The sequence below is a fragment of the Streptosporangium fragile genome, assembly GCF_039534445.1.
GTDB lineage: Bacteria > Actinomycetota > Actinomycetes > Streptosporangiales > Streptosporangiaceae > Streptosporangium > Streptosporangium fragile.
In genome coordinates this window covers 1-22,204 of the sequence record NZ_BAAAVI010000005.1, presented here as the reverse complement: position 1 = coordinate 22,204, position 22,204 = coordinate 1, and the positions used below count along the sequence as shown (strand labels likewise).

20 protein-coding genes are annotated in these 22,204 nt (G+C 71.3%); 18 read left to right on the top strand and 2 right to left on the bottom strand.

From position 1 onward, the window contains the following. Positions 1 to 59: 59 nt before the first annotated feature. From infC to ABD841_RS04810, 8 genes are all read left to right on the top strand, one after another. On the top strand, positions 60 to 746 hold the full coding sequence (gene infC / locus ABD841_RS04845) for a translation initiation factor IF-3 (protein ID WP_425581946.1): 687 nt from the start codon (positions 60 to 62) through the stop codon (positions 744 to 746). A gap of 130 nt (positions 747 to 876) precedes the next feature. Continuing rightward, positions 877 to 1,071 (top strand): 50S ribosomal protein L35, encoded by a 195-nt coding sequence (rpmI, locus tag ABD841_RS04840; RefSeq protein WP_184547746.1) that lies wholly within the window; start codon positions 877 to 879, stop codon positions 1,069 to 1,071. Between the two features lie 24 nt (positions 1,072 to 1,095). After that, positions 1,096 to 1,479, top strand: coding sequence for a 50S ribosomal protein L20 (rplT, locus tag ABD841_RS04835; protein ID WP_344968263.1), 384 nt, complete (start codon positions 1,096 to 1,098; stop codon positions 1,477 to 1,479). 75 nt (positions 1,480 to 1,554) lie between these two features. Then, the gene (locus ABD841_RS04830; protein ID WP_344968261.1) at positions 1,555 to 2,370 is read left to right on the top strand and encodes a TrmH family RNA methyltransferase; all 816 of its coding nucleotides are present in this window, start codon (positions 1,555 to 1,557) and stop codon (positions 2,368 to 2,370) included. Positions 2,371 to 2,447: 77 nt separating this feature from the next. After that, entirely contained in the window at positions 2,448 to 3,530 is a 1,083-nt protein-coding gene (locus ABD841_RS04825) for a sensor histidine kinase (protein ID WP_344968260.1), read from the top strand. Positions 3,531 to 3,659: 129 nt separating this feature from the next. Beyond that, positions 3,660 to 4,700 (top strand): phenylalanine--tRNA ligase subunit alpha, encoded by a 1,041-nt coding sequence (gene pheS / locus ABD841_RS04820; protein WP_344968531.1) that lies wholly within the window; start codon positions 3,660 to 3,662, stop codon positions 4,698 to 4,700. Then, positions 4,700 to 7,237, top strand: a complete 2,538-nt coding sequence (locus ABD841_RS04815) for a phenylalanine--tRNA ligase subunit beta (protein WP_344968258.1) — start codon at positions 4,700 to 4,702, stop codon at positions 7,235 to 7,237. The genes pheS and ABD841_RS04815 overlap by 1 nt, the downstream gene beginning before the upstream one ends. 75 nt (positions 7,238 to 7,312) lie before the next feature. Then, the gene (locus ABD841_RS04810; protein WP_344968256.1) at positions 7,313 to 7,555 is read left to right on the top strand and encodes a hypothetical protein; all 243 of its coding nucleotides are present in this window, start codon (positions 7,313 to 7,315) and stop codon (positions 7,553 to 7,555) included. A gap of 30 nt (positions 7,556 to 7,585) precedes the next feature. On the opposite strand, the gene ABD841_RS04805 is transcribed toward ABD841_RS04810, so the two are convergent. Continuing rightward, positions 7,586 to 8,890, bottom strand: a complete 1,305-nt coding sequence (locus tag ABD841_RS04805) for an MFS transporter (protein ID WP_344968254.1) — start codon at positions 8,888 to 8,890, stop codon at positions 7,586 to 7,588. A 70-nt stretch (positions 8,891 to 8,960) separates the two neighbouring features. Continuing rightward, positions 8,961 to 10,622: a class I adenylate-forming enzyme family protein gene (locus ABD841_RS04800; protein ID WP_344968252.1), complete on the bottom strand. Its 1,662-nt coding sequence runs from the start codon at positions 10,620 to 10,622 to the stop codon at positions 8,961 to 8,963. Between the two features lie 261 nt (positions 10,623 to 10,883). Between ABD841_RS04800 and argC the strand changes: the two genes are divergently transcribed. The 10 genes from argC (at position 10,884) to tyrS (ending at position 21,657) form a co-directional block, all read left to right on the top strand. Further along, on the top strand, positions 10,884 to 11,906 hold the full coding sequence (gene argC, locus ABD841_RS04795) for an N-acetyl-gamma-glutamyl-phosphate reductase (RefSeq protein ID WP_344968250.1): 1,023 nt from the start codon (positions 10,884 to 10,886) through the stop codon (positions 11,904 to 11,906). Then, positions 11,903 to 13,057, top strand: coding sequence for a bifunctional glutamate N-acetyltransferase/amino-acid acetyltransferase ArgJ (gene argJ / locus ABD841_RS04790; RefSeq protein ID WP_344968248.1), 1,155 nt, complete (start codon positions 11,903 to 11,905; stop codon positions 13,055 to 13,057). The genes argC and argJ overlap by 4 nt, the downstream gene beginning before the upstream one ends. Beyond that, a complete protein-coding gene (gene argB, locus ABD841_RS04785) occupies positions 13,054 to 14,022 on the top strand; it encodes an acetylglutamate kinase (protein ID WP_344968246.1) in 969 nt (322 codons plus the stop codon). Before argJ ends, argB begins: the two co-directional genes overlap by 4 nt. Positions 14,023 to 14,078: 56 nt before the next feature. Beyond that, positions 14,079 to 15,230 carry an acetylornithine transaminase gene (locus ABD841_RS04780; RefSeq protein WP_344968529.1) on the top strand — a complete coding sequence of 384 codons (1,152 nt, stop codon included), beginning with the start codon at positions 14,079 to 14,081 and terminating at the stop codon, positions 15,228 to 15,230. Further along, positions 15,220 to 16,188 (top strand): ornithine carbamoyltransferase, encoded by a 969-nt coding sequence (argF, locus tag ABD841_RS04775; protein WP_344968244.1) that lies wholly within the window; start codon positions 15,220 to 15,222, stop codon positions 16,186 to 16,188. The genes ABD841_RS04780 and argF overlap by 11 nt, the downstream gene beginning before the upstream one ends. Continuing rightward, positions 16,185 to 16,724, top strand: coding sequence for an arginine repressor (locus ABD841_RS04770; RefSeq protein ID WP_344968242.1), 540 nt, complete (start codon positions 16,185 to 16,187; stop codon positions 16,722 to 16,724). Before argF ends, ABD841_RS04770 begins: the two co-directional genes overlap by 4 nt. A 36-nt stretch (positions 16,725 to 16,760) precedes the next feature. Further along, on the top strand, positions 16,761 to 17,960 hold the full coding sequence (locus tag ABD841_RS04765) for an argininosuccinate synthase (RefSeq protein WP_344968240.1): 1,200 nt from the start codon (positions 16,761 to 16,763) through the stop codon (positions 17,958 to 17,960). A 40-nt stretch (positions 17,961 to 18,000) separates the two neighbouring features. Beyond that, positions 18,001 to 19,419, top strand: a complete 1,419-nt coding sequence (gene argH / locus ABD841_RS04760) for an argininosuccinate lyase (protein ID WP_344968238.1) — start codon at positions 18,001 to 18,003, stop codon at positions 19,417 to 19,419. Between the two features lie 53 nt (positions 19,420 to 19,472). Continuing rightward, a complete protein-coding gene (locus ABD841_RS04755; RefSeq protein ID WP_344968236.1) occupies positions 19,473 to 20,198 on the top strand; it encodes a DNA-3-methyladenine glycosylase in 726 nt (241 codons plus the stop codon). A 187-nt stretch (positions 20,199 to 20,385) separates the two neighbouring features. Next, complete coding sequence (gene tyrS / locus ABD841_RS04750; protein ID WP_344968234.1) at positions 20,386 to 21,657, top strand: tyrosine--tRNA ligase; 1,272 nt, start codon at positions 20,386 to 20,388, stop codon at positions 21,655 to 21,657. The last annotated feature ends 547 nt before the right edge of the window (positions 21,658 to 22,204 follow it).

Below are 22,204 nucleotides of genomic sequence, written 5' to 3'. Positions count from 1 at the left end.
TTTCGCGTTGAAGAGCCCACGCAGGGCGCGCGTTGTGCGATCTCCCGGCACGATCGAGCATGTTGCGGCCGTTCGAAGGGATGGCCGCGGATCGCAACCTAGGAGGCCCCATCAGCGCCGAGCCCCGCATCAATGACCGTATTCGCGTGCCCGAGGTCCGCCTCGTCGGCCCGAACGGCGAACAGGTGGGCATCGTCTCCATCGGCGATGCTCTGAAGCTGGCTCAGGAAGCCGACCTCGACCTGGTCGAGGTGGCGGCCACGGCTCGCCCGCCGGTGTGCAAGCTCATGGACTACGGCAAGTTCAAGTACGAGTCCGCGATGAAGGCACGCGAGGCGCGCCGTAACCAGGCGTACACGATCATCAAGGAGATCAAGCTCCGGCCGAAGATCGACCCGCATGACTACGAGACCAAGAAGGGTCACGTGGTGCGGTTCCTCAAGGCCGGCGACAAGGTCAAGGTCACGATCATGTTCCGCGGGCGGGAGCAGTCCCGGCCCGAGCTGGGATTCCGGCTCCTGCAGCGGCTGGCGGAGGACGTGACGGAGCTCGGCTTCGTCGAGTCCCAGCCCAAGCAGGACGGCCGAAACATGATCATGGTGATCGGCCCGCACAAGAAGAAGGCCGAGGCCAAGGCCGAAAGGGCCGCGGCCAAGGCGCGGCAGGACGAGAACTCTTCGGGCGACCAGGAGTCCGCCGCGGACGAGGCGTCCGTCGGCGGAGCGGTGTCCGCTCCGCAGGAGTGACTCGCATAGCCTGAGAACTCAGGCAGTCGCGAGATGAAGCCGAGACCGGGTCCGGTCTCGCAGTCAGGCATGCCCTTGACTCGGGTTACCGGCCCGGGCCATCGGCACGATCGAGGGAGAGACGGCTGAGATGCCGAAGATGAAGACGCACAGCGGTGCGAAGAAGCGGTTCCGGCTCACGGGGTCCGGCAAGCTCGTGCGCCGCCGCGCCAACCGCGCGCACTACAACGAGTGGAAGTCGTCGAAGTTGACGCGTCGTCTCAAGCCCGAGGTCGTGCTCTCCGACGCCGACTCGAAGAAGATCAAGAAGCTGCTCGCCAAGTAACCGCCCCCGGGGAGATAGATACACATGGCACGCGTGAAGCGGGCGATCAACGCCAAGAAGAAGCGCAAGGTCGTTCTCGAGCGGGCGAAGGGGTACCGGGGGCAGCGCTCCAGGCTGTACCGCAAGGCCAAGGAGCAGATGCTCCACTCGATGACCTACGCCTACCGCGACCGCAAGGATCGCAAGGGCGCCTTCCGCCGTCTCTGGATCCAGCGGATCAACGCCGCCGCCCGCCAGAACGGCATCACCTACAACCGGCTCATCCAGGGCCTGCGGCTGGCCTCCATCGAGGTCGACCGTAAGATCCTCGCCGACCTCGCGGTGAACGACGCCGCCACGTTCGCGACGCTGGTCGAGGCCGCCAAGAAGGCGCTTCCGGCCGACGTGAACGCGCCGGTCGCCGGCTGAGCCGGACACTGACGAGCCGTGCGGCCCGCAGCGATCACGCTGTGGGCCGCATCGCATTTCTTGGGGGGACAGGGCATGGGCGGGTCTGAGCTGACCAACATCAAGTCACCGCGGGTCAAGGCGGCCAGGCGGCTGACCAAGCGGGCGTTCCGGGATCGCGACCGCTCCTTCCTGGCCGAGGGGCCGCAGGCGGTCCGCGAGGCGCTGGCGCTGGACGGCGTCGTGGTGGAGCTGTTCGCCACCGCGGAGGCCCAGCTGAGGCACGCCGACATCGTCACCGCCGCGACCGCCGCCGGGGTTCCCGTGTTCCGCGCCAGCGGCGAGGTCATGGCGGAGCTGGCCCAGACCGTGACCCCGCAGGGTCTGCTGGCCGTGTGCCGCTTCGTGCACGTGCCCCTGGAGACCTCCGTGACCGCCGGCTCGCGGCTGGTGGCCGTGCTCGCCCACGTCCGCGACCCCGGCAACGCCGGCACCGTGCTGCGCACGGCGGACGCCGCGGGCGCCGACTCGGTGGTCTTCACCGACGCCTCGGTCGACCCCTACAACGGCAAGTGCGTGCGGGCCAGCGCGGGCAGCCTGTTCCACCTCCCGGTCTCCATGGGCGTGCCGGTGGCCCGGGTCGTGGAGCGGCTGAAGGCGTCGGGCCTGCGGGTGCTGGCCGCCGACGGCGCGGGCAAGCAGACCCTGGACGACGTCGACCTGTCGGGTCCGACGGCCTGGGTGTTCGGCAACGAGGCGTGGGGGCTGCCCGAGGAGATCCTCGCGCTGGCCGACGAGGTCGTCCGGGTGCCGATCTACGGACGGGCCGAGAGCCTGAACCTCGCGACCGCGGCCGCGGTCTGTCTGTATGCATCTGCCCGGTCTCAGCGCATCGGTTCCGGCGCTGGGTGAGCCCCCCGGCTCCGAGGCTGCCGTACATCGCGGGAAACCCGCTATTGTCGGCCTTGTAGCGTCGAGGAGGCGGGGTCGTGCACGGCGAACACACCGGCGAGCGGAGCGCTGATCCCGCGTCTGTGATCGACGTCGACGATCTTCCCGACGGCCTCGTGGTGACCGACAGGGACGGCCACGTGCTGACCGTCAACCGGGCCGCCGCGCGCCTGACCGGCATCCCCCGGGAGCGGGCCGTCGGCAGGCACGTGCGCGACGTGTTCTCCTTCCGCGACCACGACGGGCGCGACTGGTGGAAGTGGCTCGACCCGTACGGCGGGCTGCCCACCCGCTCCCGTCAGCCGGAGCTGCCGCTGCGCACCCCGGGCGGGCAGGAGATGCTCGTGGCCGCCCGTCTGGTGCGCGAGCCCGAGCGGGGCGGCCGGGTCGTCCGGGTGGTCGTCACGCTGCGCGACGCCGGCGCCCGCGCCCGCCTGGAGCGCAGCCGCGCCGACCTGGTCTCCACCGTCGCCCACGAGCTGCGCTCCCCGCTGACCAGCGTCAAGGGGTTCACCGCCACGCTGCTGGCCAAGTGGACCCGCTTCACCGACGACCAGAAGCTCGTCATGCTCGAAACGGTCAACGCCGACGCCGACCGGGTGACCCGGCTGATCACCGAGTTGCTCGACGTCTCCCGCATCGAGTCGGGGCGGCTGGAGATCCACCGTCAGGTCGTCGACATCCCGGCCCGGATCCGCAAGATCATCGCGGGGCGGGTCGCCGCGGGCGAGCCGGAGGACCGCTTCCGGCTCGAGGTGCGTGGTGAGCTGCCCGAGACCTGGCTCGATCAGGACAAAATAGATCAGGTGCTGGCCAACCTGATGGAAAACGCGGTGCGTCACGGGCGCGGTACGGTGACAATAGTCGTCGAGCCGAACGAGTTGGGAGTGACCGTGTCCGTCCGCGACCAGGGGGAGGGCATCCCGCCCGAGCTGGTCACGCGCGTCTTCCGGCAGTTCTGGCGGGGCAACGCCCGCCGCCGCGGCGGCACCGGGCTCGGCCTGTTCATCGTCAAGGGCCTGATCGAGGCCCACGGCGGCAGCATCTCCGTGCAGCGGGGGCCCGAAGGCGGGGCCGAGTTCCGATTTATGGTGCCCACCGGCACCCCTGACTTCGCCTAGCGCGAATGCCAGGCCGGTGGGCTTCCCCGACTAGACTCATGCCCGCCCAAGCCCTGGATTCGGAGCCCTCTCTTGTCAAACTACGACCCGGTCGAGGTGACCCCGCTGCACGCCGACGAGGTGGCGCGCATGCAGGCCGACGCGCTCGACGCCATCAAGGCGGCGCGGGACCTCGACGAACTCAAGCAGGTACGCCTCGCGCACGCCGGTGACCGATCACCGATCGCCCTGGCCAACCGCGAGATCGGCGCGCTGCCTCCGGCGGCCCGCGCCGAGGCGGGCAAGCGCATCGGCGGCGCCCGCAAGGCCGTGGCCGAGGCCCTCGCCGAGCGCCAGGCGCAGCTGGAGGCCGAGCGCGACGAGCGGGTCCTCGTCGAGGAGACCGTCGACGTCACGCTGCCGTCCGGCCGTGCCCCCCGCGGGGCCAGGCACCCGCTGACCACGCTCCAGGAGCGCATCGCCGACGCCTTCGTCGCGATGGGCTACGAGGTCGCCGAGGGGCCCGAGCTGGAGGGGGAGTGGTTCAACTTCGACGCGCTGAACATCTCTCCCGACCACCCGGCCCGCTCCGAGCACGACACGTTCTTCGTGGAGTCCGTCGACTCGGGCAAGGTGCTGCGCACCCAGACCTCCCCGGTGCAGATCCGGGCGCTGCTCAGCAGGGAGCTCCCCGTCTACGTGATCTCGCCGGGCAAGGTGTTCCGCACCGACGAGCTGGACGCCACGCACACCCCCGTCTTCCACCAGATCGAGGGGCTGGCGGTCGACGAGGGCCTGACCATGGCCCACCTGAAGGGCACGCTCGACCGCTTCGCCGAGGTCATGTTCGGTGAGGGCATCACCACCAGGTTCCGGCCCAACTACTTCCCGTTCACCGAGCCCTCCGCGGAGATGGACCTGCGGTGTTTCGTCTGCCGGGGCGCCTCCGCGGTGCCGGGCAACCCGCCCTGCCGCACCTGCAAGTCCGAGGGCTGGATCGAGTGGGGCGGCTGCGGCATGGTCAACCCGCGGGTGCTCGTCGCCTGCGGTGTCGACCCCTCCCGCTACAGCGGGTTCGCCTTCGGCATGGGCGTCGAGCGCACCCTGATGTTCCGCCACAACGCCGAGGACATGCGTGACATGGTCGAGGGTGACGTCCGCTTCACCCTGCCCTTCGGAATGGAGGTCTGATGAAGGTCCCGCTTTCATGGCTGCGGGAGTACGTCGATCTCCCCGCCGCCACTCCGCACGAGATCGCCGACAAGCTCACCGCCGCCGGGCTCAAGCTCGAATCCGTCACCTCCTACGGCCACGACATCAAGAACGTGGTCGTGGGCGAGGTGCTCGCCATCGAGGAACTGCAGGGCTTCAAGAAGCCCATCCGGCACTGTCAGGTCGAGGTGGGAGAGGCCGCGCCCCGTGAGATCGTGTGCGGCGCGACCAACTTCGAGGTCGGTGACCGCGTCCCGGTCGCGCTGCCCGGCGCCGTGCTGCCCGGCGGCTTCGAGATCGCCTCGCGCAAGACCTACGGCCGCCTGTCCGACGGCATGATCTGCTCGGAGGCCGAGCTCGGCGTGGCCGACTCCTCACCCGGCATCCTCGTGTTGCCCGAGGGCACCCCGATCGGCGCCGACGTGGTGGAGCTGCTCGGCCTGCGCGACGACGTGCTGGAGCTGGAGATCACCCCGGACATCGGCTACGCGCTGTCCATCCGGGGTGTGGCCCGCGAGGCCGCCATCGCCTTCGGCTCGGCCTTCGTCGACCCGGCCGACGTCTCGCCGCCCGCCGAGTCCACGCCGTCCTACCCGGCCTCGATCGCCGACCCGTCGGCGTGTGACCGCTTCGTGCTGCGCGAGATCCGCGGCTTCGACCCGGCGGCGCAGAGCCCGCTGTGGATGCGCGTGCGGCTCCTGCGCTCCGGTATGCGCCCGGTCTCCCTGGCGGTCGACGTCACCAACTACGTCATGCTGGAGCTCGGCCAGCCGCTGCACGCCTTCGACGCCACCAGGCTGACCGGTGGGATCGTCGTGCGCAGGGCCGAGCCCGGCGAGAAGCTGGAGACGCTCGACCACGTGGTGCGCGCGCTCCACCCGGAGGACATCGTGATCGCCGACGAGTCGGGGGCGATCTCGATGGCCGGCACGATGGGCGGCCTGCACACCGAGATCTCCGGCGACTCGACCGACATCGTGATCGAGGCCGCCCACTTCTCGGCCAGCGGCACCGCACGCATGTCGCGCCGGCACAACCTGGTCAGTGAGGCGTCCAAGCGCTTCGAGCGGGGCGTCGACCGGGAGCTGCCGCTGTACGCGTCCTGGCGCGCGGCCCGGCTCCTGGCCGAGCTGGGCGGCGGCACGATCCAGCCGGGCGTCACGCACGCCGAGGTGGCGGTCGAGCCGGTCCGCATCGCCATCCCGAGCGGCTATCCCGGCAAGGTCGCCGGTACGGTCTACGACCGGGACACGGTCGTCCGCCGCCTGGAGGAGGTCGGCTGCACGGTCGAGAGCGGCGCGCCCGAGTCCGGCGTGGCCGGCGAGGGCGTGGCCGGGGAGATCGCCGCCAGGCTCGCCGTCACCGGCGACGACATGCTCACGGTCACCGTGCCCTCGTGGCGGCCGGACCTGTCCGACCCGAACGACCTCGCCGAGGAGGTCATCCGGCTGGAGGGCTACGAGAACCTGCCCTCCATCCTGCCCGCCGCCCCGGCGGGCGCCGGCCTCACCGAGAGCCAGCGCCTGCGCCGCCGGGTCGGCCGTGCCCTGGCTGCCGCGGGCTACGTGGAGGTCCTCGCCTACCCGTTCGTCGGCGAGCGTGACTTCGACAACCTGCAGCTGGTCGCCGACGACCCGCGCCGCCTGGCCGTACGGCTGGCCAACCCGCTCAGCGAGGACGAGCCGCTGATGCGGACCACCCTGCTGCCCGGCCTGCTGAAGACCCTGGTCCGTAACGTGGGCCGGGGCTTCGCCGACGTGGCGCTGTTCGAGACGGGCCTGGTCTACCGGCCCGTATCGGACGCCCCCGCGGTCGCCCCGGTGCTCGGCGTGCACCGCAGGCCCGACGAGGAGGAGCTCGCCTCGATCGAGTCCGCGCTGCCCGCCCAGCCGCTCCGGGTCGGGGTCGTGCTGGCCGGGGAGTTCCAGCCCTCCGGCTGGTGGGGCAAGGGCCGCAGGGCCGACTGGGCTGACGCGGTCGAGGCGGCCCGCACCGTGGCCCGCGAGGCCGGGGTCGCCCTTGAGGTCCGCGCCGACCGCCACGAGCCCTGGCACCCGGGCCGGTGCGCCGCGCTGTACGCCGGGGACGTCCTCGTCGGTCACGCCGGAGAGCTGCACCCGCGCGTCGTCGAGGCGTACGGCCTGCCGCCGCGCACCTGCGCGATGGAGCTCGAGCTGACCCGGCTGGTGCCGCTGCTGGCCGGCCCGGTGGAGACGCCGGAGATCTCCGCCTACCCCGTCGCGAGCCAGGACGTGGCGCTGATCGTCGACGCGGCCACCCCGGTCGCCCCGGTGGAGGCGGCGCTGCGCGAGGGCGCGGGCGAGCTGCTGGAGTCGATCCGGCTGTTCGACGTCTACACCGGTGCCCAGGTCGGCGAGGGCAAGAAGTCGCTGGCGTACTCGCTGCGGTTCCGGGCTCCCGACCGCACGCTCACCGTCGAGGAGACCACCGCGGCGCGCGACGCGGCCGTGGCCCTGGCGGGAGAGCGCACCGGGGCCCAGCTCCGCGGCGTCTGATCCATCCGGCAGAGGGCCCCGGCGGCGGTGCCGCCGGGGCCCTCCAGCGAGCATGAACTTCGTTGTGGAGAGGCAATGAGACACCTGCTGGTGTTCGGTGGGCGTGACGACGCCGAAGAGGTCGCGGAGGCCGTGGCCGAGGAGTTTCCGGACATCGAGCCGTCCGTGGTCAGGGAGGCCCTCGCGGGCGAGGACGACGCCGAGGACGCCCAGTGGCTCGTCGTCGTCGACGACCCCGATGACGAGCTCCCCGCCGAGGCCGTGGCCCGTCTCGACGCCCTGGCCGAGGACTACGACGGCTGGCGCGAGGCCGAGTGACAGTGACGGCCGGCCCCGGCGGGGCCGGCGTCAGGCCCCGGCGAGATCCTCGCGGCGGGCGCGCTCTCTGATCGCGTGCTCGTCGGTCCGGGCGTCGTAGCGGCGGAAGGTGGGCAGCAGCCCGGCCATCGCGACCACCGCGCCCGCGCACAGCACGCCGCCCGCGCCCAGGGAGAAGCGGGTCCCGCCGAGGTGGGCCATCAGGCCGGCCCTGGCGTTGCCGAGCATCGGGCCGCTGGTGTAGGAGAGCAGCTCGATGCCGGCCAGGCGGCCCCGCAGCTCGTCGGGGATGGTCTGGTTCCAGATGGTCGCCCGGAAGACACCGCTGATCATGTCGGCGGCCCCGGCGACGGCGAGGAAGGCCAGGACTCCCCAGACGGTGGGCATCAGGGCGGCGAGCGCCACCGCCACGCCCCACACGACCGCCGCGATGATCACGCCCAGGCCGTGCCGGTGGACGTGGCCGGTCCAGCCCGAGGTGACCGAGGCGATCAACGAGCCCACGGCCGAGGCGGAGAAGAACAGGCCCAGCGACTCGGGGGAACCCATCTCGTCGGCGAGGAACGGGTACAGCGCGGTGGAGAACGCGAAAACCATGGCGGCGATGTCGACCAGGTAGGTGCCCATCAGGTCGGGGCGGCCCAGCGCGTACCGGACGCCCTCGACCAGCGATCTGAGCGAGGCCGGGGTGGCGTCTTCGGGCTGCGGCGGTGCCTTGACCAGCCAGAGCAGCGCCAGCGAGACCAGGAACGTCACCACGTTGACGCCGTAGGCGGCGGCCACCCCGTACCAGGCCGCGATGAGGCCGCTCAGGCCCGGGGCGACGATGGCGCCCAGGTTCCATCGGAAGGCGTTCAGCGCGGTGGCGGCGGTCAGCTGGTCGTGCCGGACCACGCGCGGCATCAGCGCCTCCAGGCTGGGCCGCTGCAGGCTGCCCAGGGCCGCCGAGAGTGCGCCGATCACGTACAGCACCCAGACCTGCGGCTGGGGCAGCAGCGCGTTGACCATCAGGGCCGCGACGGTCAGGCAGAGCCCGGCCTCGGTATAAAGGATGATCTTGCGTCGGTCGAGTGCGTCGGCGATCGCGCCGCCCCAGAGCCCGCACACCACCATCGGCACGAACTCGGCCGCGCTGACCAGGCCGACCGCCAGCTCCGAGCCGGTGAGTTGCTTCATCTGCAGCGGCACCGCGACCAGGGTGAGGAAGGTGCCGAACATCGTGACGACTCCGGAGGCGAACAGCAGCCGGAAGTCGCGGGAGTCGCGCAGCGGGCTGAGATCCATCGCCATGCGGCGGAGCAGGTTCTTGGATGAGCGCTCGGCTTTCTCTGGCACGATCAGCCAGTTTCGGTGGTGGCCTGCGCGGGCGCAAACGGTTTTCCGGCAGGCCACCGCCGGGCGGGCGTCAGGAGCCCAGGACCTCCCTGCGCAGGTGGGTCTTGAGGATCTTGCCGCCGGGATTGCGGGGGAGCTCGGTCTCGCGCACCCAGAACCGGACCGGGACCTTGAACGCCGCGATCCGCTCCCGCAGGAACGCCTGCAGCTCCTCGGGGCTCGCCGGGGACGACAGCCGCACCACCGCGCCGACCTCCTCGCCCAGCTCGTCGTGGGGGATGCCGATCACCGCGGCGTCGTCGACCGCCGGGTGCTCGAACAGCGCGGCCTCCACCTCGGCGCAGTAGACGTTCTCGCCGCCGCGGATGACCATGTCCTTGGCCCGGTCCACGATGAACACGAATCCCTCCTCGTCCACCCTGGCCAGGTCGCCGGTGTGCAGCCAGCCGTCGACGAAGGTCTCGGCGGTGGCTTCGGGGCGGTTCCAGTAGCCGAGGATGACGTTCGGCCCGCGCAGGCACAGCTCGCCGACCTCGCCGACCGGTAACTCCCGCCCGAGCGGGTCGGCGATCTTCACGTCGACCACGGGCATCGGCAGGCCGATGCTGTCGGGCTTGGCGTAGTAGTCGGCGCCGCTGTTGTTGATGGCCAGGGCGGTGGTCTCGGTCATGCCGTACCCGTTGGTGGGGGCGCGGCTGGGCAGCCGCTCGGTGATGTGCTCCAGCAGCTTCGGCGGGGCGGGCGCCCCACCGTAGCTGAGGGCGGTGAGGCTGGAGACGTCGTGCTTGTCCAGGTCGGGGTGGGACAGCAGCTGCCAGACGTTGGTGGGCACGCCGGTCAGCCCGGTGATCTTCTCGCGTTCGATGAGCTCCAGCGCGCGGCCCGGGTCCCACTTGTACATCAGCACCAGGCCGCCCCCGACGAACATGGTGGTGATCATCACGGCGAAGCAGCCGGTGACGTGGAAGAGCGGGACGGTGAGCAGGGTGACGCGGCGCTGCCCGGCTGTCTCCGCCGGGTCCTTGCCCGCCCGCACGGTGCCGCGCAGCATGCTGTAGGCGACGGTCATGGGGGACTGGCCGACGTTGCGGTGGCTGCCGAGCGCGCCCTTGGGGAGGCCCGTCGTGCCGGAGGTGTAGAAGATCGTGGCCGGGTCCTCCGGGGAGAGCTCGACCGGCGGCAGGGTCACGCCCGCCTCCACCTCGCCCAGCACGTCCGTGAAGGAACGGGCGCCCGCGGGGACCTCGCCGCGGGTCACGATCAGGGCCGCGTCCGCGCCGGTGAGCTTGGCGGCACGCTCGCCGTCGGCGATCACCACCTTGGCGCCGGAGTCCGACAGCCCGTACTCCAGCTCCTGCGGGGTCCACCAGGCGTTGAGCGGTACGGCGACCGCCCCGGCGGCCAGCGCGGCGGAGAAGGAGATCACCCACTCGGGGTAGTTGCGCATCGCGATGGCCACCCGGTCGCCCTTGGCCACGCCGTACTCGTCCACCAGGCGCCGCGCGAGCGTGGCCGCCCGGCGGAAGTGCTCCTCGTAGGTGATGTGCTCGTCCTCGTACGTCAGGAAGACCTTGTCGCCGTGGAACCGGCTCGTCTCCAGGAGCGCCCGGAAGTCGCGGGGGGCGTGCTTCCAGGTCCTGATGGTCGTGCCGTGGCCGGTGACCTCTTCCATCTCGAAAAGCTGTCCGGGACCGGTGAGCTGGGCCTGGACCTCGTCATGGCTGACAGTCATTCGTTCGTACTCCCGGGGCGGATAGGGCCGGAAAAGTCACGATACCGACCGGTAGGTACGTGCAACAGAGCGGAAACAAATCCGATTGGATCTTTCCCTCGCTCGCGCCCCGGGCGAACCCGGTCCGCGCTGAGATTCCCGCGGCCGGGCGGGCCGCCGCCGGGGACGGGTGCCCCGCTTGCATGACCATCCCTGACGATGCATAATCTCTCCAGTAAGCCTATAAGCAGCATTGCATGATCATGCAGAAACGGGGGGCGGATGAAAGCGGCGATCGCAGGTGCCAGCGGCTACGCCGGAGGTGAGCTCCTGCGCCTGCTGCTCTCCCACCCCGGCATCGAGATCGGCGCGCTGACCGCGGGCTCGAACGCCGGAAGCACGCTCGGCGCCCACCAGCCCCACCTGGCGCCCCTGGCCGACCGGCCCCTCCTGGCGACCACCCCGGAGCATCTGCGCGGCCACGACCTCGTCTTCCTCGCCCTCCCGCACGGTCAGTCCGCCGCCGTCGCCGAGGAACTCGGCGACGACACCCTGATCGTCGACTGCGGCGCCGACTTCCGGCTCGCCGACCCGGCCGCCTGGGAGCACTTCTACGGCGGCGCCCACGCCGGCACCTGGCCCTACGGCCTGCCCGAGCTGCCGGGCCAGCGCGAGAAGCTGCGCGCCGCCCGCAGGATCGCCGTCCCCGGCTGCTACCCGACCTCCGTCACCCTGGCGATGTTCCCCGCCTTCGCCGCCGGACTGGTCGAGCCCGACGTCGTCGTGGTCGCCGCCAGCGGCACCAGCGGCGCGGGCCGCGCGCCCAAGCCCAACCTGCTCGGCAGCGAGGTGATGGGCTCCGTCGGCGCGTACGGCGTCGGCGGCGTGCACCGGCACACCCCCGAGATGGAGCAGAACCTCTCCCCGCTGGCGGGCGAGCCGGTCACCGTCTCCTTCACGCCCATGCTGGCGCCGATGAGCCGCGGCATCCTCGCCACCTGCACCGCCCCGGCCAAGCCCGGCCTCACCGCCAAGGCCCTGCGCGAGGCCTACGAGATCGCGACCAAGGACGAGCCGTTCCTTCGGCTGCTGCCCGAGGGGCAGTGGCCGGCCACCTCGATGACCCTCGGCGCCAACACCGCCGCCCTCCAGGTCGCCCTGGACGAGCGCGCGGGGCGCGTCGTCGCCGTCGTCGCCATCGACAACCTGACCAAGGGCACGGCGGGCGGCGCGATCCAGAGCGCCAACCTCGCCCTCGGCCTGCCCGAAGAGCTCGGCCTTCCCCTCAACGGAGTCGCCCCATGAGCGTGACCGCCCCCCTCGGCTTCCGGGCCGCAGGCGTCGCCGCCGGGATCAAGTCCGGTGGTGCCCGCGACCTGGCCCTGATCGTCAACGACGGCCCCTCGCGCGCCGCCGCGGGCGTCTTCACCGCCAACCGCGTCAAGGCCGCGCCCGTCCTCTGGTCCCAGCAGGTGCTGGCCGGCGGCCGGGTCCACGCGGTCATCCTCAACTCCGGCGGCGCCAACGCCTGCACCGGCCCCCTCGGCTTCCAGGACACCCACGCCACCGCGGAGAAGGTCGCCGAGCTCCTGGAAGACTCGGCCGGTGAGGTCGCGGTCTGCTCCACCGGCCTGATCGGCGAGCGGCTGCCGATGGACGAGCTCCTGGGCGGGGCCGGCCTCGCGGCCGCCCAGCTCGCCAGGGACGGCGGCCTGGCCGCCGCCGACGCCATCCGCACCACCGACACCGTCTCCAAGATCTCCTTCAGGAAGGGCGACGGCGGCTACATGGTCGGCGGCATGGCCAAGGGCGCGGGCATGCTCGCCCCCGGCCTCGCCACCATGCTCTGCGTCATCACCACAGACGCCGACCTGACCGCCGGGCAACTCGACACGGCGCTCCGCAAGGCGACGAGGCTCACCTTCGACCGGCTCGACACCGACGGATGCATGTCCACCAACGACACGGTGCTCCTGCTGGCCAGCGGAGCTTCCGGCGTCGTCCCCGACCTCGCCGAGTTCGAGCAGGTCGTCCACGCCGTCTGCGCCGACCTCGCCCGCCAGCTGCTGCTCGACGCCGAGGGCGCCTCCAAGGCGATCGCCATCGAGGTCGTCGGCGCAGCCTCGGAGGACGACGCGGTCACCGTCGGCCGGGCCGTCTCCCGCTCGAACCTCCTCAAGTGCGCCATCCACGGTGAGGACCCCAACTGGGGCCGGGTGCTCTCGGCCGTCGGCACCACCGACGCCGTCTTCGAGCCCGACCGGCTCAACGTGGCCATCAACGGCATCTGGATCTGCCGAGGGGGCGCCGCGGGCGACGACCGCTCCAAGGTCGACCTGAGCCCGCGGGACGTGACGATCACCATCGACCTGTCGGCCGGCCCCCACTCCGCGACGGTGCACACCACCGACCTCACCGCGGAGTACGTCCACGAGAACTCGGCGTACTCGTCATGAGGCAGGCCGAGGCCCTGAAGAAGGCCGCCACTCTCATCGAGGCGCTGCCCTGGCTCGCCGGCTTCCACGGCGCGACCGTCGTCATCAAGTACGGCGGCAACGCGATGACCGAGGAGCACCTGCGCGAGAGGTTCGCCGAGGACGTCGTCTTCCTGCGTTACGCGGGCCTGCGGCCCGTCATCGTGCACGGCGGCGGCCCGCAGATCAACGCCCAGCTCGACCGGCTCGGCATCGAGTCCACCTTCACGGCCGGGCTCAGGGTCACCACGCCCGAGGCCATGCAGGTCGTCAGGATGGTCCTGGTCGGCCAGGTCAACCGCGACGTGGTCGGCCTGATCAACCGGCACGGGCCGTTCGCGATCGGCATGTCCGGCGAGGACGCCCACCTGTTCACCGCGGTCCGCAAGCACGCCGTCGTCGACGGCGTCAGCGTGGACATCGGCCAGGTCGGGGAGATCGTCAAAGTCGAGGCGGGGGCCGTCCGGGCGCTGCTGGACGACGGGCGCATCCCGGTGATCTCCTCGGTCGCCCGCGGTGACGACGGCACCGTCTACAACGTCAACGCCGACACCGCCGCCGCCGCGCTCGCCGTGGCGCTCCAGGCCTCCAAGCTGATCGTCCTGACCGACGTCGAGGGCCTGTACCGCGACTGGCGCCCCGACGCCGCGGACGGCGAGAACGAGGTCATCGACCAGCTCTCCGCCACCGAGCTGGAGAAGCTGCTGCCGACCCTGTCCAGCGGCATGGTGCCCAAGATGGAGGCCTGCCTGACCGCCGTCCGCGGTGGCGTGCCCCAGGCGCACGTGCTCGACGGCAGGGTGCCCCACTCGGTGCTGCTGGAGATCTTCACCGACGAGGGCATCGGAACGATGGTGCTGCCGGACGCCCCCAGGGCGGTGGCGGTGCCGAATCTGGTCACGCGGAGGCTGACCGCCACCGTGCAGCTGAAGGGGAACGACGAGTGAGCCCGCACGACAATCCCAACGGGGAGGCGCTCGCCAGGCGCTTCGAGACCGCCCTCATGCCGAACTACGGGGTGCCCCCGGTGGCGCTGGCCCGCGGCGAGGGCTCGTACGTCTGGGACGTCGACGGCTGCCGCTACCTGGACATGATCGGCGGCATCGCGGTCAGCTCCCTCGGCCACGCCCACCCCGCCCTGGTGAACGCCGTCTCCCGGCAGGTCGCCACCCTCGCGCACACCAGCAACCTGTTCCTTCACGAGCCCGAGGTGCTGCTCGCCGAGCGGCTGCTCGGCCTGCTCGGCGCCCCGGCCAAGGTGCTCTTCACCAACTCCGGCACCGAGGCGAACGAGGCCGCGCTCAAGATCGCCATCAAGTACGGCAAGGCGAACGGCCGCACCTACTTCGTGGCCGCCGAGAACGCCTTCCACGGACGCACCCTCGGCGCGCTCGCCCTGACCGGCAAGCCGTCCATCCGCGATCAGTTCGGCCCGTTCCCGGTCGACGTCCGCTTCGTCCCGTACGGCGACGCCGACGCGCTGAAGAACGCGGTCACCGAGCAGTGCGCCGCGGTCTTCCTGGAGCCCACCCAGGGGGAGGCCGGGGTCGTGCCCCCGCCGGACGGCTACTTCACCGCCGCCAGGGAGATCTGCGACGCCACAGGCGCGCTGCTGGTCACCGACGAGATCCAGTCGGCGATCGGCCGCACCGGCCACTGGTTCGCCCACCAGCACGAGGGCATCGTGCCGGACGTGCTGACCCTGGCCAAAGGCCTGGGCGGCGGCCTGCCGATCGGTGCCTGCGTCGGCTTCGGCACGGCGGCCACCGTCTTCGCCAAGGGCGACCACGGATCCACCTTCGGCGGCAACCCCGTCTCCACCGCCGCGGCACTCGCCGTGCTCGACACGATCGACGGCGCCGGCCTGCTGGAGCACGTCCGCACCGTCGGCGCCGAACTCGCCGCCGGCATCGCCGCGATCGACCACCCGCTCCTCGCCGGCGTCCGCGGCCGGGGCCTGTGGCTGGCCATCGTGCTGACCGCCGACCGCTCCGCGCAGGTCCAGGCCGCCGCGCAGCGGGCCGGATTCCTGGTCAACGCCCTCCAGCCCGGCGCGGTACGGCTCGCGCCCCCGCTGGTGATCACCTCAGCGGAGATCGCATCCTTCGTGGCCGCGCTCCCCGCCATCCTCGACGAGGCCGCCGATGTCCGCTGACCCCGCCCTCCGGCCGCCCGTCAGGCACTTCCTCAAGGACGACGACCTGTCGCCCGCCGAGCAGGCCCAGGTCCTCGACCTGGCCGAGGCCATGAAGAAGGATCGCTTCGGCTACCGCCCCTTCGCCGGCCCGCAGACCGTCGCCGTGCTCTTCGACAAGCCGTCGACCCGGACCCGAATCTCCTTCGCCACCGGCATCGGTGAGCTGGGCGGCCTGCCCCTGATCATCGACGCCGGGTCCTCCCAGATGGGCCGGGGCGAATCCATCGAGGACACCGCCCGGGTCCTGGAACGCCAGGTGGGCGCCATCGTGTGGCGGACCGCCGGCCAGGAGAGGATCGAGGCCATGGCCTCGGTCTCCTCGGTGCCCGTGGTCAACGCGCTCACCGACGAGTTCCACCCCTGCCAGATCCTCGCCGACCTGCAGACCGTCCGGGAGCGCTTCGGCCGGACCGCCGGGCTCACCCTCGCCTACTTCGGCGACGGCGCCAACAACATGGCCCATTCCTACCTGCTCGGCGGAGCCGTCGCCGGCATGCACGTGCGGGTCGCCGCCCCGGACGGCTACCACCCTGACCCGGCGATCCTCCGGCGCGCGGCCGAGGTCGCCGCGGAGACCGGCGGGTCGGTCGCCGTACTCAGCGACGCGGCCCGGGCCGCCACCGGCGCCGACGTGGTCGCCACCGACACCTGGGTCTCGATGGGCCAGGACGGCAAGGAGCAGCGGATCGCCGATCTCGCACCCTTCCAGGTCAACGCCGCGCTGATGAGCCTGGCCGCCCCCGGGGCCGTCGTCCTGCACTGCCTGCCCGCCTACCGCGACCTGGAGATCTCCGCCGAGGTCCTCGACGGCCCGCAGAGCCTGGTCTGGGACCAGGCGGAGAACCGGCTGCACGCCCAGAAGGCGCTGCTGCACTGGCTGGTCTCGGGCGCCGGAGCCGTGACGGAGCCGGTATGAAGATCCCGATGACCAAGGTCGCCCGGCAGGCGCGGATCGCCGACCTGCTGCAGCGCCAGCCCGTCAGGTCCCAGCCGGAGCTGGCCAAGCTCCTGCTGGAGAGCGGGGTCGAGGTCACCCAGGCGACCCTCTCCCGCGACCTCGACGAACTGGGCGCGCTCAAACTGCGCGCCGAGGACGGCTCGCTCGTCTACGCCCTGCCGGGCGAGGGCGGCGGCCGGATCCCGCTGGCGCGGCTGGGATCCGGGGAGTCCCCGGACGCCAGGCTCCGGCGCATCGCCGAGGAACTGCTCGTCTCCGCCGAGGCGTCCGCCAACCTCGTCATCGTCCGCACGCCGCCCGGCGCCGCCCAGTTCCTCGCCTCGGCCATCGACCACGCCGACTGGGAGTCGATCCTCGGCACGGTGGCCGGGGACGACACCATCCTCGTCATCAGCCGCGACCCGATGGGCGGGGCCTCGGTCGCCGAGGCGCTGCTCCGCCACGCCGACCGACGTATTCAGCCCGCTCAGGCGGGCGACCCTGGCACCATCTGACACCTGTGACGAACGAAGACTTTGGAGAGACCAATCATGACTGACCGGGTCGTACTCGCCTTCTCCGGCGGCCTCGACACTTCCGTTGCCATTCCCTTCCTCGCCGAGAAGACCGGCGCCGAGGTCATCGCGGTGGCCATCGACGTCGGCCAGGGCGGCGAGGACATGGAGGTCATCCGCAAGCGGGCCATCGACTGCGGCGCCGTGGAGTCCGTCGTCGTGGACGCCCGCGAGGAGTTCGCCGCCGACTTCTGCGTGCCCGCCCTGCAGGCCAACGCCCTCTACATGGACCGTTACCCGCTGGTCTCCGCGCTGTCGCGGCCGCTCATCGTCAAGCACCTGGCCGCCGCGGCCAAGGAGTTTGGCGGCACCCACGTCGCGCACGGCTGCACCGGCAAGGGCAACGACCAGGTCCGCTTCGAGGCCGGTCTGGCCGCGCTCTTCCCCGAGCTCAAGGTCATCGCCCCCGCCCGCGACTACGCGTGGACCCGCGACAAGGCGATCGCCTACGCGGAGGAGAAGCATCTGCCGATCGAGACCAACAAGAAGAACCCCTACTCGATCGACCAGAACATCTGGGGCCGGGCCGTCGAGACCGGCTTCCTGGAGGACATCTGGAACGGCCCCATCGAGGACGTCTACGCCTACACCGCCGACCCGGCCCAGCCGCGTGAGGCCGACGAGGTCATCATCAGCTTCGTCAAGGGCGTCCCGGTGGCGCTGGACGGGCGGCACCTCACCCCGTACCAGATCATCGAGGAGCTCAACCGGCGCGCCGGGGCCCAGGGCGTCGGCCGCCTCGACATGGTCGAGGACCGGCTCGTCGGCATCAAGTCCCGCGAGGTCTACGAGGCCCCCGGCGCCATCACCCTGATCACCGCCCACATGGAGCTGGAGAACGTCACCGTCGAGCGCGACCTCGCCCGGTTCAAGCGGTCGGTGGACCAGCGCTGGGGCGAGCTGGTCTACGACGGCCTGTGGTTCTCCCCGCTCAAGAAGGCCCTCGACTCCTTCATCGCCGAGGCGCAGCAGCACGTCACCGGCGAGATCCGGATGACCCTGCACGGCGGTCGCGCCACGGTCACCGGCCGGCGCTCCGAGGCCTCCCTGTACGACTTCAACCTCGCCACCTACGACACCGGCGACACCTTCGACCAGTCCCTGGCCAAGGGCTTCGTCGAGCTGTGGAGCCTTCCCTCCAAGATCGCCTCCGCTCGGGACGCCCGACTGGCCTGAGTGGGCTAAGGTCGCGGATTGAACGAGGAGGAGAACAACGGTGACTGATGGTGGTAAGCCGATGCGGCTGTGGGGCGGCCGGTTCGAAGGAGGTCCGGCCGACGCGCTGACCCGGCTCTCGGTGAGCGTGCACTTCGACTGGCGGCTTGTGCCGTACGACCTGCTGGCCTCGCGTGCGCACGCCCGGGTGCTGAACCGCGCGAACCTGCTGACCGACGACGAGCTGACCCGGATGCTCGGCGCCCTGGACGACCTGGAGCGGGCCTGCAAGGCGGGTGAGTTCCGGCCGACCGTCGCCGACGAGGACGTCCACACCGCGCTGGAGCGCGGCTTGCTGGAGCGCCTCGGCACGCTCGGCGGCAAGCTCCGGGCCGGTCGCAGCCGCAACGACCAGATCGCCACCGATCTCCGGCTCTACCTCCGCGACCACGTCAGGCACATCGTGTCCCGGCTGGTCGAGCTGGAGACCGCGCTGATGAGCCAGGCCGAGGAGCACGCCGAGACGGCGGCCCCCGGCATGACCCACCTGCAGCACGCCCAGCCGGTCTCCTTCGGCCACCAGCTCCTGGCCCACGTCCACGCCTTCGCCCGCGACATCGACCGGCTGCGCGACTGGGACCGCCGCGCGGCCGTCTCCCCGCTCGGCTCGGGCGCGCTGGCCGGCTCCTCGCTGCCGCTCGACCCGCAGGCGGTGGCCAGGGAGCTCGGCTTCGACTCCGCCGCGCCCAACTCGATGGACGCGGTCGCCGACCGCGACTTCGCCGCCGAGTTCCTGTTTGACGCGGCGATGATCGGCACGCACCTGTCGCGGCTGGGCGAGGAGATCGTCCTGTGGGCCTCGCAGGAGTTCCGCTGGATCGAGATGGACGACGCCTACTCCACCGGCTCGTCGATCATGCCGCAGAAGAAGAACCCGGACGTGGCCGAGCTCGCCCGGGGCAAGAGCGGCCGCCTCATCGGCAACCTCATGTCGCTGCTGACGACGCTCAAGGGCCTGCCGCTGACCTACAACCGCGACCTGCAGGAGGACAAGGAGCCGGTGTTCGACTCCGTCGACACCCTGCTGCTGGTCCTGCCGGCCATGGCCGGCCTGGTCGCCACCATGCGCGTCAACACCGCCAAGCTGGAGGCCTCGGCCCCCGACGGGTTCGCGCTGGCCACCGACCTCGCCGAACTGCTGGTCCGCCGGGGCGTCCCCTTCCGCGAGGCACACGAGGCGGTCGGGCACCTGGTCGTCTGGTGCCAGGTCAACGACAAGGACTTCGGCGAGCTCACCGACGAGGAACTGGTCAAGGTCTCCCCGCACTTCACGCCGGACTCCCGCGAGGTCCTGTCGGTGCCCGGCGCCCTGGCCGCCCGCAAGGCGCACGGTGGCACGGCCCCCGACCGGGTCCGCGACCAGCTCGTCGCGTTGCGCGAGATCGTCGACGCCCAGGCCGCCTGGGCGAGCGGGAACTGATGCCCGCTGACGGGCGCGGCGGGCACCGGCCGGCACCCGCCGAGGAACCCGGCGTGCGGGCTCCGGAACCGGGCGGGCGCGGTGACCGGGAGCCCGTGTCCGGCGAGGGGGGCGGTGACCGGGAGCCCATGTCCACCGAGGGGGGCGACGGGCACCCGCTCGCCTCATCCGCTCCGCTGCCGCGTGACTTCTTCGACCGGCCCTCGCACGAGGTGGCCCCGGACCTGCTGGGCCGGGTGCTCGTGCACGGGCCGGTCGCGGTGCGTCTCACCGAGGTCGAGGCGTACGGCCGGCCGGGGGAGGACCCGGCATCGCACACCTACCGCGGCCAGACCCGTCGCAACACGGTGATGTTCGGGCCGCCCGGTCACCTGTACGTCTATTTCACGTACGGCATGCACTTCTGCGCCAATCTGACCTGCCTGCCGGAAAGGATCGGGTCCGGGGTGCTGCTGCGCGCGGGAGAAGTGATCACCGGCGTCGAGGTCGCGCTGGCCCGCCGGGCGGCGGGCGCCGCCCGTACCGTCCCGGAACGTGACCTCGCGCGTGGCCCGGCACGCCTGGCGGTGGCGCTCGGCTTCACCCGCGAGCACAACGGGCTCGACGCCTGCGTGCCGGGCCCCCTCTCGGTGCTGGAGGGCGAACCCGCCAAACCCTCGTCGGTCCTTTCGGGGCCGCGCACCGGGGTCTCGTCGGCGCAGGAGACACCCTGGCGTTTCTGGATCGACGGTGATCCCACCGTCTCACCCCACCGCCGCCACGTTCCGCGCCGCCGGTAGGCCTCCCGTTCGCGATCACCTGTTCTTGTCCCGCGGGCGGCTCCTCCGTCTCCGTTTCGCCCGGCTCGGGCGGTCGCCCCGCACGTGAGAGGGCTGCGAAGGAGGTTCCGAGTGGCGCGACGGTGCTGCCATCGGGCAGTGTGTACGGGAGCGGATATGTCCCTTCGAACATTGGAAAGCCAGAACCGTGACCGACATCCTCGATGAGCTCGAATGGCGCGACGTCATCGCGCAGACCACCGATGCCGACGCGCTGCGCAAGGCACTCGCCGAGGGACCGATCACGGTTTATGCGGGCTTCGACCCGACCGCTCCTTCGCTGCACGCCGGTAACCTGGCCACGCTGCTGATCCTCACCCGGTTCCAGCGGGCGGGTCACCGGCCGATCGGTCTCGTCGGCGGTGCCACCGGCCTCATCGGCGACCCGAGCGGCCGCAGCACCGAGCGGTCCCTCAACTCCTCGGAGGTCGTCGCCGACTGGGTCTCGCGCATCCGTGTCCAGGTGGAGAAGTTCCTCTCCTTCGACGAGGGCCCGACCGGTGCGACGCTCGTCAGCAACCTCGACTGGACCGCGCAGATGTCCGCCATCGACTTCCTGCGTGACGTGGGGAAGCACTTCCCGATCAACCGCATGCTGGCCCGCGAGTCGGTGTCGGCGCGCCTGGGCGGTGACGGGCTCAGCTACACCGAGTTCAGCTACCAGATCCTCCAGGCCAACGACTACCTGGAGCTCTACCGTCGGCACGGCTGCACGCTCCAGCTCGGCGGCAGCGACCAGTGGGGCAACATCACCGCCGGCGTCGACCTGATCCGCCGGGTGGAGAGCGTGCACGTCCACGCCCTGACGGGCAAGCTCATCACCAAGGCGGACGGCACCAAGTTCGGCAAGACCGCGGGCGGCGCCATCTGGCTCGACCCGGCGCTGACCTCGCCGTACGCGTTCTACCAGTACTGGCTCAACGCCGACGACCGCGACGTGGTCCGCTTCCTGAAGGTGTTCACCTTCCGTACGCGGGACGAGATCGCCGAGTTGGAGAAGGCCGTCGCCGACCGGCCGGCGGCCAGGGAGGCGCAGCGGGCTCTCGCGGAGGACGTCACCACGCTCGTTCACGGCAGCGAGGAACTGGAGCGCGTCGTCGCCGCCTCGCGCGCGCTGTTCGGCCATGGGTCGCTGCAGGACCTCGACGCCCGCACTCTCGGGTCGGCGCTCGCCGAGGTCCCGCGCGCGGAGATCCCGGCCCTGGGAGCGCCCTTCGTCGACCTGCTCGCCCAGAGCGGCCTGGTCCAGTCGAAGTCCGAGGCGCGGCGCGTGGTCAAGGAGGGCGGCGCCTACCTCAACAACGCCAAGGTCGCCGACGACACCTACGTGCCGTCGGCCGAGGATCTGATTCATGGGCGATTCCTGGTGCTGCGGCGTGGCAAGCGCTCCGTCGGCGGCGTCGAGATCGTCGAGGCCTGACCCGTCTTCGGGGGAGGGCGGGACCTGCCGTCCTCCCTGCTCAGGGTCGTGGTCGTGAGTATTCGGCGCCCCGGCCGGAGCCCTGGCTCCGGCCGGGGCGCCGGTCGTCCGGTTGGGTAACGTTCCGGTAGCGAACACCCCTGCCCTTCTTAAGGGACTGCCCTGACCTGCGGTTCTGTCCAGCGCGGCTGATTTGACGATGGTGTGGAGGCCGCCTAATCTTCTGAATGCCCCGGAGCGAGCCGGACGCCTGATCGGCGGACGGGCCCAGGGAGCCACCCCACTGAACGAACTTGAGAGTTCGGATCCATGTTGATCACCGAAAAATCGGTTGATTCGTCATGGCTCGGATGACACGGTAAGTTCAGAGGGTTGCTCCAGATCCGGAGCGATGGGAATTCTAAAGGGTTTTCCTGTTCCGCGACAAACAGCTGAAAGCAAGCGGTTTGACACGGTCCAGGCAGATCCGTAGGATTAAAACACGAAATGGAACGCCCCGGGCGATCGGCCGCTGAGGTCGGGAGCGCGGTGCACGCGTCCGTTTCTT